Here is a 14,386-nt window from a genome sequence, read left to right on the forward strand (position 1 = left end):
TTAAAAAATGGATAATATGCAATTCGACTTGCTAACCCTGTTGCCGGAAATGGTGGTACTGGCCATGGCCATGTTTATCCTGTTGCTGGATTTGTTTATCCTGCCGCAGAACCGTTTTATCATTTACGGGCTGAGCCAGTTCACCTTATTCGCCGCGGCTTTTTTCACCTTTAAAACACATACACCGGCCGTCGGCTTTGCCTTCAACCACATGTTTATCGATGACACGCTTGCAGATGTCATCAAACTGATGATGTACCTCGGTACCTCACTCATTTTTGTGTATACCCGCAAGTACTTGCAAGATCGGAATCTGTATCGTGGTGAATTTTATGCCATGGTGCTGTTTGGTCTGCTTGGCATGATGATCATGGTCTCTGGCCATAGCATGTTGACGATTTACATGGGGCTTGAGTTGTTATCCCTATGTTTGTATTCGCTGGTCGCATTTGACCGTGACAACAAGCAAGCTTCTGAAGCAGCCATGAAATATTTTGTATTGGGTGCGCTGGCGTCTGGTATGTTGTTATATGGCATGAGCATGCTATATGGCATGACAGGCAGCCTGGATGTGGCTGATATTGCCAACAGCATCATGCAGCATCAGGGCAAGAGCCCGGTAATGATTATGGGTCTGGTATTTGTGGTGGCCGGAATTGCCTTTAAATTTGGCGCAGTGCCTTTTCAGATGTGGGTGCCGGATGTTTATCAAGGCGCACCGACGCCGATGACATTGATTATTGGGTCAGTGCCGAAACTTGCCGCCTATGCGATGACAGTGCGTTTGCTGGTGCAAGGGCTGCACCCGCTGGCCCAGGACTGGCAGGACATGATGTTACTGATGGCGGTGCTTTCTATAGTCATTGGTAATTTCAGTGCGATTGTTCAAACCAACCTGAAGCGCATGCTTGCGTATTCCACCATCTCGCATGTGGGCTTCATCATGTTTGGTTTTATGAGTGCCAACGCCAATGGATTTGCTTCCAGCTTTTTCTACATCAGTACTTATGTGCTGATGTCGATTGCTGGCTTCGGTATTATTCTGTTGCTTAGCCGTCAGGGATTTGAAGCCGAGCAGATCGATGATCTCAAGGGCTTGAACCAGAAGAACCCATGGATTGCCTTCCTGATGTTGATCATCATGTTCAGCATGGCTGGTATTCCACCTACAGTGGGTTTTTATGCCAAGTTTACGGTATTGCAGGCTGCCTGGCAGGCAGGGTTTACTTGGGCTGTCGTGTCGGCAGTACTGATGGCAGTGATCGGTGCATTCTATTATCTTAATATTGTGCGAAAAATGTATTTTGATGCACCGGTCGGGTCGCAAGTTGCCATCACGGCACCGATGGATATGCGCTTTATTCTGAGTGTACATGCCCTGGGACTGCTTGGTCTCGGCTTGTTCCCGGAAAGCTTGTTAGGTGTCTGTGGACGCAGTCTGCTCATGAGTTTGCAATAAGCGTCGTCTATGTTAGTCAAATTACTCTTATTGCTGCTGATGCTGTTTTTTGCCAATCTGGGCTGGATTTCGGATAAATGGCTCGGTTTGTATGGCTCTGTGCAGCACTTGTGGCAGCGTTTTGCCGAACTGTTAATGGCTTACTTCATCATGCTAGGGATTGCTGTTCTGGTGGAACGCAGTGTGATGGGGCAAGTCTGGCCGCAAGGCTGGGAGTTTTATAGCATTACGCTGGCATTGTTTATTGTGCTGTCCTTTCCAGGTTTTATCTATCGCATGCTTTGGAAATAAGCGTGCGTCACATTAATTTCACGAATCCTTCACGTTAATTTCAAGCATGGCAGTCAGACTACGCTAAAACGAAGCGTAGTTACGGGTAGACACCCGTTAAGGAGCTGTGATGCTAAAACTGCAACATTATCTGGGCTGGGCACAATCTTTGGATAGCCGCTTGTGTGTCAAGGTTAGCCACACTGGCCAATACCGGTGTATCAGGCAGATTTTCCGCACCATCTCAAGAATGGGCGATGGGATGTTCTGGTATATCCTGATGGCGGTGATTGCAGTGACGCAAGGTCAGTCCGGACTATATGTATGTTTGCATATGCTCACCGCAGGCTTGACGGGTACCTTGGTTTACAAATGGCTGAAGCACCGTACCAGTCGTCCGCGCCCATTTCAGGTCAGGCAGGATGTATTGCTGAGCGGTACCCCACTGGATTATTTCAGTTTTCCCTCAGGTCACACCCTGCATGCTGTGGCCTTTGGCATGGTGGCAGTACAACATTACCCGCAACTGTTTCCTGTCATCTATCCGTTTGTATTACTGGTGGGCATGTCACGCGTCGTGCTAGGCTTGCACTACCCCAGCGATGTATTGGCAGGGGCCGCTATTGGTTACGGCCTGGTGTTGCTGTATGCGCATGTGTTTTGAACAGCAATCTTTTAAAAATTGGCAGCGACCAGCGTCAGGCATGTAATTTCTGAGGGTGCTCCAAAGCGTTTGGGAGGTCCCCAATAACCGGTACCACGGCTGACATATACCCATAAGTTCTCAAGGCGATGCATGCCTGCCGTGTAAGGTTGCTGCAAAGGTACAAAGTAGTTCCATGGCCAGAACTGACCTCCATGTGTATGTCCTGACAGCTGGAGATCAAATCCTGCCGCGGATGCGGCTTGCGCACTGCGCGGTTGGTGTGCCAGCAGAATGCTGGGTGCTGCCTGTGGGGCACCGGCCATCGCCGCATGCGGGTCACTGTGGTGGTGGTCATAAAAACTCCCCGCATGGTAGTCAGTGACCCCCGCCAATACCAAGAGCGCACCATCGTGCGACAGTTGAACATGCTCATTCAGCAATACGTGTACACCCAGCCGCTGCAGCTCGCTAATCCACTCTAGTGCACCCGAATAGTATTCGTGGTTGCCTGTCACAAAATAGCTGCCATGCCTCGCCTGTAATCGCGACAGTGGCAAGGTGTGGTGCGCAAGATCGCTCACGCGACCATCCACCATATCCCCGGTAATCGCAATCAGGTCGGCCTCAAGTGTATTTACACGATCCACAATACGGGCCAGATAGCCTTGCTTGATTGTGGGGCCTACATGAATGTCGGAGATCTGGACTATACGAAATCCATGCAGTTGCGCGGGCAGGTTGCGAAGCGGGACCTCAATGTTGATCACCTGAGCCAGCCTGCGCGCATTGAAAAATCCTATCAGGCTGACAGATAAAGCAAGAGCGATGGTCAAGATGGCCGAGTTTTTTTGCAGGGCGCCAACATCAATAGAGATGACAGCCAGTCCATGCAGCGCGGCTATCATCACCAGGATCAGGTCGCGCAATACGGTAAACACCAGTAATGAAGAGAATACCCCCATGGCGGTCATCGCCACCCAGCTAAGCCCATCTCGCAGTCGCGCATTTGGCAGGCCGCGCGCAAAAAAACCGAGTGGCTGCAGTATGGCAGAGGCACCAAGAAAACACCATGCCGCTACGGTCAATGTATTTGAGGAGGAAAGATCATGCAACAGCCGGCTGCCTATGTAGTAATGCAATACGCCAAGCAGGGTGGTGGTTATTATGAGGAAGCGTAAACGCGGCATAAGACCTTCGATCAATGGCGGTGAGAGTACAGCAATCAATGGTATATGGTGTTTACGTGCTGAGATTCAAGTCATTGCACACACATCATTGCCACCGCCATCGAGTGCCCTCTGTCGCAACAGCGTAGTGGAGTGTGATGCATTGGACCGCCTGCAATGCCCAGACGCATGCGCAGCATGGCTAGTCTAACAGTCTGGTTGGTTAAACCATTGATGCTGGTACTGCTCAAATGCACGAATAGCTCGGGTGGGGCGTAATCTGGCATCTTGCAGGCATTTACTGCGCCATGCATCCAGTTGCTCCATACTGAGGTTTACATGCTCAGCATGCAGTGAAGGAAAGTCACCTTGTAATAATTGCGGCAAGTCATGCAGAGCAAGTGTCACCTGATCACGGTAATATTTAAGCTTGGTTTCAAACTCATTGTCCAGGCGTTGATACCTGTTCAGCAACCATTGCGGAATGCGTGACAGCCTGAGCGCCTGGTCTGCAGTTGCTAATCGACCAATAGCCTTTTTAGCCGTGTGCACAGGATAATCCAGCTGTATGGACAGCGTTTCTATAATCGTTTTTTGATGCAAGCGCAATAAATGATGCGGGTGTGGAATATGTGCCTGTTTTAAATAAGCATCCATGGCCCATTCTGCGGCGGCATGCGTGAGCAGGCTGTCGTGATTCCACTTTGCCTCAAATGTGGGTACAAAGTGCTGGTGGGCTACCACATCGGTCAGCAAGTGGATGTTGTAGCCAATTCCAATTGCAAGTTGCCTATCATTTTTTGTTTGCAGTAGTTGCTGTCCTACGCCCCAGCCGTGACTATGGTTAAAGCTTCTTGATACCACTGCAAGATCAGGCAGGCAGGCCCCAGCCATGACCAAGCCAGGATAACTTTGAATGGCACGCAGAATCGGCAATGGCAATAGGGGGAGGGCTTGTAATAAGGCATGGGTGTACGCGACATGCGAATAGAGCCCCCATGCATGTGCTTCACCAGGAGTGGCTAATAAACAAAACAGTGTAAGTATCAGGCAGCACAGTTTTTTCGTCATGCGCGCATGATGCGTTCAATGGATGACATTTAGATGACGCCTGTGTGAATAAAAAGTGAATGCAAATACGTCACAAAAGCATCATGAAGTATTGTTAAGCTATGTTGGAATATGATGATATGGGTCACTGCATGAAAGTTTTGATGATTTCGGATGTGTATTTCCCAAGAGTGAATGGGGTTTCTACTAGCATACGTACATTTGCACAGAGCTTGCGAGCGCTTGGGCACGATGTACATTTGGTTGCGCCCGATTATGCACACCAGTCTGCATTGAGCAAGGATGACGAACCCTGGATTACACGTATTGCGGCACGCAAGATCGTTTTTGATCCTGAAGATTATTTGATGAAATGGTCTGCATTAATGGCATATGTTGACAACTTGCAGCCCGGTGAGTATGACGTGGTGCATATCCACACGCCATTTATTGCGCATTATGCGGGGGTGCGCATTGCCAAAAAATTGCAAGTTCCGGTCATTGAAACTTACCACACCTTTTTTGAAGACTATATGCACCATTACTTGCCTTGGGTGCCACGCAGTATCGCGGTGCATATTGCCAGGCTTGTTTCCAAAAAACAATGTCAGCAAGTGGATACTGTCGTTTCTCCGTCAGCACAAATGCGCGATGTGTTACAGCAATATGGTGTCACAACGCCAGTGTCGGTGATTCCGACGGGCCTGGATGCTTCGCGTTTTGTACCCGGTGATGGTGCTGCATTCAGGCAAAAATATGCTATTCCATCACAACGTCCACTCCTGCTTTACGTGGGGCGTGTTGCTTACGAAAAAAATATCCAGTTTCTGCTTGAAATGCTGCATCTGGTCATTCAGGACCATCCGGAAGTACTGCTTGTGATTACGGGTGAGGGTCCTGCGGAAGCTATGCTGAAGAAAATGTCCAAAGAAAAGAGATTGCAACAACATGTAATGTTCTTGGGCTACCTTGATCGTGAAATCGGGCTGAATGCTGCCTATCAGGCCGCCGATATCTTTGTGTTTGCCTCCAAAAGTGAAACGCAAGGATTGGTATTGCTGGAAGCCATGGCGCAGTCGACCCCTGTGGTTGCCATTGCTGAACTGGGTACTGCATCTATTCTGGTTCAGGAAAAAGGTGCATTGATTGCAAAAGATGAAGAGGTGCATTTTGCCGAACAGGTACAAACTTTACTCATTGACCATAAATTTCGTCAGCGGGTAGGTGAGCAAGGGCGGGTATATGTCGAGCAGACATGGGCCAGCGATGTGCAGGCGCAAAAATTGCTCGCGTGTTACCAGCGGTTGTTTGCTGAGCATCAACAACTGCTGGCTACTGCTATCTCTTGAGCTTTACTTGCAATGCCATGCCTCACAGGCTTGGTGCCAGATTCCTGCACAGGTGACCTGCTGAATATTCTCACTTGACGTTGCATTCAGTGCACGCCAAGATAGAGATGTCGTGTGATTGGATTCATCATACGACGTCATTATTGATCAGGAGAATAATCACAATGTTTACACAGGACACATGTTGTACCCTGGTGCCATATTTTGAGGTACCTACCGAGAATCTGCCTGCCTTTAAGGCCTTGGGAGCTTCATTTTTAGAAAAAACCAGAAACGAAGCGGGTTGTTTGCATTATGCCTTTTCATTCAGCGGCAATACTGCACATTGTCGCGAAGGGTATAGCCATGCAGAAGCCCTACTGGCACATCTTGAGAATGTGGCTGAACCCTTGGGCGAGGCACTGAAATTAGCAACAATCACCCGCTTGGAAGTGCACGCACCTGCTTCTGAGGTCGAGAAGCTGAAAGGCCCGCTGGCAGCACTTAACCCACAGTTCTTTATCCTGGAGTCGGGTATCCGCCGTTAGCCGTAGACGGTAGCTATTTAAAACAGTATTTTCTTTCATCTGACGAATAAAAAACGCCACAAAAAGTGGCGTTTTTCGACCCTGAATGGCTACCATACTACAAAGATTAGCCAAATTTTCCAGTAATGTAATCTTCTGTTTCTTTTCGTCCAGGGTTGGTAAATATCCGGTCTGTATCATCGTATTCGATCAACTCGCCCAGATACATATAGGCAGTATAGTCAGAAACGCGGGCGGCCTGTTGCATATTGTGGGTTACCACCAGAATCGTCAGTTTGCTACGCAGTTCTACCATCAGCTCTTCAATATTTGCGGTTGCAATGGGGTCTAGTGCGGAGGTTGGCTCATCGAACAGCATGATTTCCGGGTCAGTGGCCAATGCACGGGCAATACACAGCCGTTGCTGCTGGCCACCGGAGAGGTTAAAGGCCAGGTCATGCAGGCGGTCTTTGACTTCGTTCCACAGGGCTGCGCCCTTGAGGGCCTCTTCTACTTTGTCATCCATGATGCGCTTGTTGTTTTCACCACGCACACGCAAACCATAGGCTACATTTTCATAAATAGACTTCGGAAAAGGGTTAGGTTTCTGGAAGACCATGCTGATGCGCATGCGCACTTCAATCGGATCCACGCCTGCATCCAGCACGTTGGTATTGTCAGGGTACATAACAATCTGACCTTCGTATTTATTGCCAGGGTAAAGATCGTGCATGCGGTTGAAACAACGCAGAAAAGTGGATTTTCCGCAACCGGAAGGGCCAATGAGCGCTGTGATTTTATTTTCATACAAAGGCATCGAAATGCCTTTGAGGGCACGTGCGCCGTTGCTGTAAAAGAAGTTCAGGTCGCGTGCTTCAGCTTTGATTGCAGTGTTAATGTTCGCCATGTTGTTTCCTAATATCGTTTTGGTGGCATTACCATTTAATGTTTTTACGAATTTTGTAGCGCAACCAGATGGCTGTACCGTTCATCAGCAGAGTGACGATGATAATCAATGCACCAGTAGCGGCTGCGTTGATATGAAATGCATGATCAGGACGTGACAGCCAGTTAAACATTTGAATCGGCATCACGGTAAATCCTGAGGACAGCCATTCAAAATTTAAAAATGGCGGTTCGGCAGTGATCGGGCTAGGCGGCAAGAATGCAATAAAGGTCAGCGCGCCAATGGTGATAATCGGGGCAGTTTCACCCAGGGCGCGGGCCATGCCAATAATCACACCGGTTAAAATGCCGCCATAAGAGTATTTGAATACATGGTCATACACCACCTGCCATTTGGTGGCTCCCACGCCATAAGCCGCTTCACGAATAGAGACCGGAATGGCACGGATCGCTTCCCGCGTCGAGACAATGACAATCGGCAAAATCAGCAGACCTAACGTCAGGCCAGCGGTCAGTATGCTTTGGCCCAGATCCAGTATGTAGACAAACAGCCCCAGCGCCAGCAAGCCATAAATAATGGAAGGGACGCCCGCGAGGTTGGAAACGTTGATTTCAATCAGGTCAGTAAACCAGTTTTTTGGTGCATACTCTTCCAGATACAGGCCTGCCGCTACACCGACAGGGACGGCTGTCAGAAAGGTGACTGACATCACCAGAAACGAGCCTACCCATGCAGAGAGCAGACCGGCTTGACCCGCGCGGCGGGAAGGAAACTCGGTTAAAAAGTCGATGGTGAATTTTGGATAGCCATCGGCAATCAATTGCCAGAACAGCAGCATCAGGGTAATCAGTCCCAGCATTAATGCGCACAGGCCAATGACTGCAAATAAGGTGTCATTACGTTTGTGGCGTTTGATCATGGCGCGTACTTCGGCCAGATTTTCAATAACGGAGGCTTTATGTTCCATGTGGTGATCTCTTTGCAGCTAAGCGTTTAGCTTTAAGTTTATAGATGCGATATGTCAATATTGAGACAGCTACTATTGCAGGGGCGATTAATAGTGTTCGCGATATTTTTTGCGTATCCAGTGCCCGATAATATTGAATGACAATGTCATCACCATCAATACCAGGCCTGCAGCAAAAATACTCTGATAGCCGATGCTGCCATGTGGCAAATCTCCCATGGCGACCTGAACAATATAAGCCGTAATGGTTGCTGCGCCTTCAAGTGGATTGAATGTTAATGTCGGTTGCTGACCGGCGGCAACGGCCACCACCATGGTTTCACCAACAGCACGCGAGACGGCTAAAATGTAGGCAGCTACAATGCCTGAAGTTGCGGCGGGGGCAACCACTTTGATGGCAGTTTGAAAGCGCGTTGCGCCCATCGCATAAGAACCTTCGCGCATACTCATGGGTACGGCACGCATGGCATCTTCTGATAAGGATGCAATATAGGGAATAATCATCACACCCATCACAATCCCTGCACTCAGCATATTAAAGCTGGGTAACTCGGGGTACACTGACTGCAGCAATGGCGTCACAAAAAACAAGGCAAAGTAACCAAATACCACAGTGGGCACACCTACCAAAAGCTCGAGAATCGGCTTGACCGTTTCGCGTGCCTTGTGCGATGCAAATTCGGACAGGAAAATAGCCGTAATCGTCCCGATAGGCACCGCCACTGCCAGTGCAATTGCAGAAGTCGTCAGTGTGCCAGAGACCAGCGGCATGATGCCATAGTGCGCATCTTCAAATAACGGCGTCCATTCGGTGGCGGTAAAGAATTCAACAACAGAGACTGTCTTGAAAAAACTGACTGACTCATACAACAGTACCCCGACAATCGCAAAGGTCGTCGCGACGGCTGTCAGTGCGGCCAACATCAAAATCAATTCGATGATGCGTTCTTTGACGTTTCTACGGATGTTTTTTGCCAGTCTGGGACTGATGGTCAATTCCATGGGTGCTTGCATTGCTTGGGTCGCCATAATGTGTTGGTCTGCCGAGAGTTGAATTTTAGCGGATAAATCACTTGAATTTCGAATAAGCCTGAAAAAAAGGGGCTGGTGTAGCCCCGTTTTTCATATTATTTGATTCTGGAGAGCAAGTCAGTTATTTTGATACCCACTTCTGAGGTGCCGTTAAATCCGGTACCCGGTTTCATGGCTTTGAAATGTGTTTTTACCGCATCATAATCCTCTTTAGGCAATGGCACGTATTTCACCTCTTTTACCAGTTTTGGTGCGTTTTCCAGGTAAAAGTTTACGAATGCTTTGACTTCAGGTTTAAACGCTGCAGAAGTGGCATTCACATAAATAAATATTGGGCGTGAAAGTGGTTGGTAAGTACCATCCATCACCGTTGCTTCTGAAGGCAAAACCGGTTTACCGCCTTCTTTGGCAACCACAGGCACAGCTTTCAATTTGTCAGTGTTTTCCTCATAGTATGCCATGCCAAAATAAGCCATGCCGCCCAAGTTGCCTGAGACGCCTTGTACCAGCACATTGTCATCTTCAGAAGGCGTGTAGTCGGTGCGGCTGGCCTTGGATTTGCCATTCACCGCTTCAGTAAAGTAATCAAATGTGCCTGATGCGGTCCCAGGGCCATACAGGTTCATGGCTTTGTCGGGGTAAGTCGCGTTCAATTGTTTCCAGTTTTTAATTTTAGAGCCTGGTTCCCAGACTTTTTTCAACTCGGCAACAGTCAGTTGCTTCACCCAGTCATTTTTAGCATTGACGACGACGGTCAAGGCATCGTAGGCAATGGGCAGTTCAATAAATTGCACCCCACCTTCTTTACAGGCATCGATTTCTTTTTGGCTGATCGGACGGGAAGCATCGGAAATATCTGTTTCACCGCGGCAGAATTTTTTGAAACCACCGCCTGTGCCAGATTCGCCCACTGTGACTTTTACGCCTTTGGCTTTTTGAAATTCTTCGGCTACCGCCTCAGTAATAGGGTACACGGTGCTTGAGCCATCAATTTTGATGATCTTGTCAGCCGCAATAGCGGATGTGCTCATGCTGAATGCCTGTGTGATTAAAGAGAGCATTAAAGCGTTGCGAAACAGCTGGGATTTCATCTATACACTCCTAGTGTGTTTGTTTGTTGTAATGATGTGGATCATAGAAACATAATGTGACAAAAATGTGACAAAAAATGAAAAAGGCGCCTAGTGCGCCTTTTTGTTACTGAATGCCTTATAAAAAGCCCTTGCCAATATGATAAGCAAAGGCGGCCATGATCGCGGCACAGGGGATGGTGAGCACCCATGCCCAGACAATCCGTGAAGCCAGGCCCCAGCGCACAGCAGTGGCCCTGCGTGACAGTCCTACCCCGACAATGGCGCCGGTAATGGTGTGGGTGGTTGAAACGGGAATGCCGAGGCTGGTCGCTAAAAATAGGGCAATGGAGCCGGAGGTCTGCGCAGAGAAGCCTCCGGTCGGGCGAATGCGGGTAATGCCCATGCCCATCGTGCGCACAATCCGCCATCCTCCAAACAGGGTTCCTAATCCCATGGCCAGCTGGCAGGCAATCACCACCCAGAACGGTACATGGAAATCCCCTTGCAAATAGCCATTGGCAAATAACAATACCGTAATGATCCCCATGGTTTTTTGCGCATCGTTGGCACCGTGACCGAGGCTGAACAATGAAGAGGAGATAAATTGCATTTTGTTGAAGCGACTCTCGATTTTATAGGGCGAAGACTTTTGGAACACCCACAAAATACCAATCGAAAGCATCATTGCCAGTAACATGCCAAACAGTGGGGAAAGGATGATCGCAATGCCGGTGCTGATGAGTTTGCTGCCTAAAATCACCCCCTTGGTTCCAGAGTGGGCCATGCCTGCCCCAATCAGGCCACCAATCAGTGCATGCGATGAGGAGGAAGGGATGCCGAACCACCAGGTAATCACGTTCCACGCAATCGCACCAAACAAGGCGCCAAATACCACTGTATTGTTCACGATATTCGGGTCGATAATGCCTTTTCCCACGGTATCTGCCACATGCAGGCCAAAAAACAGGAAAGCCACAAAGTTAAAGAAGGCGGCCCAGATCACCGCCGCCTGCGGGGTGAGCAACCGTGTGGAAACCATGAGTGCAATTGAATTGGCTGCATCATGAAAACCGTTCATGAAGTCGAAAATCAAAGCGACGATGACCAGCACCGCCATGACAAGAAGGACATGATCCATGACTGATCCTAGATACGTTCGAGCACAACGCCGTGAATTACGTCGGCGACATCTTCACAGCTGTCTACGGCCTCTTCAAACAGATCGTACAATTGTTTTGAGCGGATCAGCGTGCGTGCATCATGATCTTCCGAGAACAAGCGATGCATGCCAGAACGCATGATATGGTCGGCTTCGCCTTCAATTTTGCTGATTTCTTCACAGGTACGCAAAATGCGCTCGGCATTTTTCATGTCCGACAGCATATGGACAGCATCCTGTACTTTTTCGGAAGCACGCAAAAGGATTTGGGCCAATGCGACCATTTCAGGAGTAAATTTGGTGTGACCGTAGATTTCTGCACTTTGTGGAATGGCTTCCATATAGTCAATGATGTCATCCAGCGCCATAGCCAGCTCACGGATTTCTCGGCGGTCAAACGGGGTAATAAAGGTTTTGTGCAAAGACAGCAAAATCTCTTTGGTGTATTCGTCCGCTTCAGATTCGATTTTCCTGATTTCTGCAAAATGGGTTTGGAAGCCTGCCTGATCAACGACGGCGGCCATCAGGGCCAGCACTTTGGAACCGCGTACAGCACAATCAGCCAGATTGTTAAAGAGTACAAAGTAATTTTCATTTCTGGGGGTGATTGCAGCCATGATTCGGCCAAAAGTGGCATTCGCCATTGAGAGCTCCCTGTAGGTATCAAGTTTTGTGACAGTAATTTTACTATTTTGTGACATATTATGTGACAAAAATATATATGGGCGGGCTGCATGGATAGTGGGATACGGTCTTAACCGTTGGCACAGCTACTGTATAATAGCGCCTTTTATACGACCTAGACCGAAATTATGGAAGCCGAACAACTTAATGCTATTGCCAATGCGCTCAATGATTTAAGTGCACGTCATCAATCGCTCAGGGGGTATCTTTGACTACGAAAACAAGCAGCAGCGCTTAGAGGAAGTCAACGGTCTGCTCGAAGACCCCAAAGTCTGGGATGACGCTGAAAAAGCACAAAAACTGGGCAAAGAGAAACGCATGCTGGAAAACGTGGTCATGACGCTGGACGCGGTTGCACAGTCGCTGGGCGATAGCCGCGAACTGTTTGATATGGCGCGTGAAGAAAATGACGACGATACTTTGTTAAGCGTCAGCGACGATGTGCAGAAAATTGAAAAGACCATCGCCGACATGGAGTTTAAACGCATGTTTTCGCAACCCATGGATGCGAACAACTGCTTTATCGAGTTTCAGTCCGGCAGCGGCGGTACAGAAGCGCAGGATTGGGCAGGCATGCTGTTACGCATGTATTTACGCTATGTGGAGCGCAAAGGCTTCAAAGTGGAGGTGCTGGAAGAGTCTGAGGGCGATATTGCCGGTATTAAAGGCGCATCTATTAAAGTAACCGGTGATTATGCTTTTGGCACCTTGCGTACAGAAAGCGGCGTCCATCGTCTGGTGCGTAAATCGCCGTTTGATGCAAACTCCAAGCGCCACACCAGCTTTGCCAGTGTGCAGATCTTTCCGGAAGTGGATGATTCGATTGAAATTGAAATCAACCCTGCGGATTTGCGGATTGACACCTACCGTGCCAGTGGTGCCGGTGGTCAGCACATTAACAAAACCGACTCAGCCGTGCGGATTACCCACTTGCCGACCAATGTGGTGGTGCAGTGCCAGAATGATCGTTCTCAGCATCGCAACAAAGAAGAGGCGATGAATATGCTGAAGGGCGCGTTATATAACCTTGAGTTAAGTAAACGCAACGAAGAAAAGCAGGCGCTGGAAGATGCCAAGACCGACATCGGCTGGGGACACCAGATTCGCAGCTATGTATTGGATCAGGGACGTATCAAGGACTTGCGTACCAATGTCGAAATCGGCAATACGCAAGGCGTGCTGGACGGGGATTTAGACCCGTTTATCATGGAAAGCCTGAAGCAGGGCCTTTGATCAAATAAAAGCCCGCCTGATGGCGGGCTTTTTGTTAAGCAGGCAATGCGATACAAAGCGTTACAGTACGATACACTGTTTACAACAGCCACCGCCTACAATAACCCTGTGATTTAGAGCAAGTGCGAGGGAGTGATCAGATGGCGAGTATTATTTGTACGGTAAGTGCACAGTTTACGCAGAACATATTCTTGCGACTTGATGTGGATAAACGCGGCTATCTGGGGCAGCGTGAATTGGGGCGCGCACTGGAAGATGTCAGTGCGCACGAGGTGAAACAACTCATGCACACGCTGGATCAGGATGGTGACGCGCGCGTGACACCACATGAACTCCATTTAGCGATTATAGACTGGCTGAGTGAACCTAGCACGGCACAGGTTTCCCCTTCCTTTGCCAGGCTGGTAAGCTTTTACGGTCCCGACTAATTTTTATGTAGGTGGCCCTTTTCACCAAGATACAACCAGCGTCCATCCACACACTCAAACAGACTGTGTTCCTTCAGGATTGACTTTTTCTGCTGGCCGCTCTGATAGGTGGCCATAAAAGCCACTTCGGCATGGCCGGCATCAGTCTGGCGGTAAGATAACACCTGCAATTTTAGCCATTTGATACCATTTAATTCGGCCAGAGACAGGCTGGCAGGACGGGTATTTGCATGCCAGGTTTCTAGAATATAGTCAGGCAATTTAAGCGCATACGCACTATAGCGCGAACGCATCAGACGTTCTGCATCTGGCGCGGCTGTGCCTGCATGCAAGGGCTGGCAGCAGTCTGCATAAGAAGTGCCGCTATGGCATGGACAACGGTTTTTCATTATGACTCCATTGCTTATAAATACGCTTTATACGCCAGCCAGGCAAGCAAGTGCCCATGCAAACGGAT

The 14,386-nt window shown here is 48.9% G+C and carries 16 protein-coding genes; 7 read left to right on the forward strand and 9 right to left on the reverse strand.

The window, feature by feature from the left end; genetic code table 11:
* The first annotated feature begins 7 nt into the window (after positions 1-7).
* From nuoN to Q9291_RS07315, 3 genes are all read left to right on the forward strand, one after another.
* Positions 8-1,459: an NADH-quinone oxidoreductase subunit NuoN gene (gene nuoN, locus Q9291_RS07305; protein WP_306389372.1), complete on the forward strand. Its 1,452-nt coding sequence runs from the start codon at positions 8-10 to the stop codon at positions 1,457-1,459.
* 9 nt (positions 1,460-1,468) lie between these two features.
* The gene (locus tag Q9291_RS07310) at positions 1,469-1,750 is read left to right on the forward strand and encodes a DUF2818 family protein (protein WP_306389373.1); all 282 of its coding nucleotides are present in this window, start codon (positions 1,469-1,471) and stop codon (positions 1,748-1,750) included.
* Positions 1,751-1,859: 109 nt separating this feature from the next.
* Positions 1,860-2,393 carry a phosphatase PAP2 family protein gene (locus tag Q9291_RS07315; RefSeq protein ID WP_306389374.1) on the forward strand — a complete coding sequence of 178 codons (534 nt, stop codon included), beginning with the start codon at positions 1,860-1,862 and terminating at the stop codon, positions 2,391-2,393.
* Between the two features lie 11 nt (positions 2,394-2,404).
* Here the strand turns inward: Q9291_RS07315 and Q9291_RS07320 are convergent, their stop codons facing one another.
* Together Q9291_RS07320 and Q9291_RS07325 are read right to left on the reverse strand one after the other, a co-directional pair.
* Positions 2,405-3,562: a metallophosphoesterase gene (locus Q9291_RS07320; protein WP_306389375.1), complete on the reverse strand. Its 1,158-nt coding sequence runs from the start codon at positions 3,560-3,562 to the stop codon at positions 2,405-2,407.
* A 186-nt stretch (positions 3,563-3,748) separates the two neighbouring features.
* Positions 3,749-4,612, reverse strand: coding sequence for a zinc dependent phospholipase C family protein (locus tag Q9291_RS07325; protein WP_306389376.1), 864 nt, complete (start codon positions 4,610-4,612; stop codon positions 3,749-3,751).
* 131 nt (positions 4,613-4,743) lie between these two features.
* Here Q9291_RS07325 and Q9291_RS07330 point away from each other — a divergent pair, with 131 nt between their 5' ends.
* The gene (locus Q9291_RS07330; RefSeq protein WP_306389377.1) at positions 4,744-5,940 is read left to right on the forward strand and encodes a glycosyltransferase; all 1,197 of its coding nucleotides are present in this window, start codon (positions 4,744-4,746) and stop codon (positions 5,938-5,940) included.
* A 164-nt stretch (positions 5,941-6,104) separates the two neighbouring features.
* Positions 6,105-6,467: a putative quinol monooxygenase gene (locus Q9291_RS07335; RefSeq protein WP_306389378.1), complete on the forward strand. Its 363-nt coding sequence runs from the start codon at positions 6,105-6,107 to the stop codon at positions 6,465-6,467.
* A gap of 106 nt (positions 6,468-6,573) precedes the next feature.
* On the opposite strand, the gene pstB is transcribed toward Q9291_RS07335, so the two are convergent.
* The 6 genes from pstB to Q9291_RS07365 form a co-directional block, all read right to left on the reverse strand.
* The gene (pstB, locus tag Q9291_RS07340; RefSeq protein WP_306389379.1) at positions 6,574-7,353 is read right to left on the reverse strand and encodes a phosphate ABC transporter ATP-binding protein PstB; all 780 of its coding nucleotides are present in this window, start codon (positions 7,351-7,353) and stop codon (positions 6,574-6,576) included.
* A 28-nt stretch (positions 7,354-7,381) separates the two neighbouring features.
* Positions 7,382-8,320: a phosphate ABC transporter permease PstA gene (pstA, locus tag Q9291_RS07345; RefSeq protein ID WP_306389380.1), complete on the reverse strand. Its 939-nt coding sequence runs from the start codon at positions 8,318-8,320 to the stop codon at positions 7,382-7,384.
* An 87-nt stretch (positions 8,321-8,407) separates the two neighbouring features.
* The gene (gene pstC / locus Q9291_RS07350; RefSeq protein WP_306389527.1) at positions 8,408-9,334 is read right to left on the reverse strand and encodes a phosphate ABC transporter permease subunit PstC; all 927 of its coding nucleotides are present in this window, start codon (positions 9,332-9,334) and stop codon (positions 8,408-8,410) included.
* Positions 9,335-9,447: 113 nt separating this feature from the next.
* Positions 9,448-10,443: a PstS family phosphate ABC transporter substrate-binding protein gene (locus Q9291_RS07355; protein ID WP_306389381.1), complete on the reverse strand. Its 996-nt coding sequence runs from the start codon at positions 10,441-10,443 to the stop codon at positions 9,448-9,450.
* Between the two features lie 118 nt (positions 10,444-10,561).
* Positions 10,562-11,563 carry an inorganic phosphate transporter gene (locus Q9291_RS07360; RefSeq protein WP_306389382.1) on the reverse strand — a complete coding sequence of 334 codons (1,002 nt, stop codon included), beginning with the start codon at positions 11,561-11,563 and terminating at the stop codon, positions 10,562-10,564.
* An 8-nt stretch (positions 11,564-11,571) separates the two neighbouring features.
* On the reverse strand, positions 11,572-12,228 hold the full coding sequence (locus Q9291_RS07365) for a DUF47 domain-containing protein (RefSeq protein WP_306389383.1): 657 nt from the start codon (positions 12,226-12,228) through the stop codon (positions 11,572-11,574).
* A 168-nt stretch (positions 12,229-12,396) separates the two neighbouring features.
* On the opposite strand from Q9291_RS07365, the gene prfB reads away from it, so the two are divergent.
* A protein-coding gene (gene prfB, locus Q9291_RS07370; RefSeq protein ID WP_306389384.1) for a peptide chain release factor 2 occupies positions 12,397-13,501 on the forward strand; the annotation gives its coding sequence in 2 pieces (ribosomal slippage) (positions 12,397-12,477 and positions 12,479-13,501; 1,104 coding nt in all).
* Positions 13,502-13,641: 140 nt separating this feature from the next.
* Positions 13,642-13,929 (forward strand): EF-hand domain-containing protein, encoded by a 288-nt coding sequence (locus Q9291_RS07375; protein ID WP_306389385.1) that lies wholly within the window; start codon positions 13,642-13,644, stop codon positions 13,927-13,929.
* Here the strand turns inward: Q9291_RS07375 and Q9291_RS07380 are convergent.
* Complete coding sequence (locus Q9291_RS07380; RefSeq protein ID WP_306389386.1) at positions 13,926-14,318, reverse strand: YchJ family protein; 393 nt, start codon at positions 14,316-14,318, stop codon at positions 13,926-13,928. The genes Q9291_RS07375 and Q9291_RS07380 overlap by 4 nt on opposite strands.
* Positions 14,319-14,386: the final 68 nt, after the last annotated feature.

Origin of the sequence: Methylophilus aquaticus (assembly GCF_030769565.1) — a bacterium.
In the GTDB taxonomy this organism is placed as follows: Bacteria; Pseudomonadota; Gammaproteobacteria; order Burkholderiales; family Methylophilaceae; genus Methylophilus; species Methylophilus aquaticus.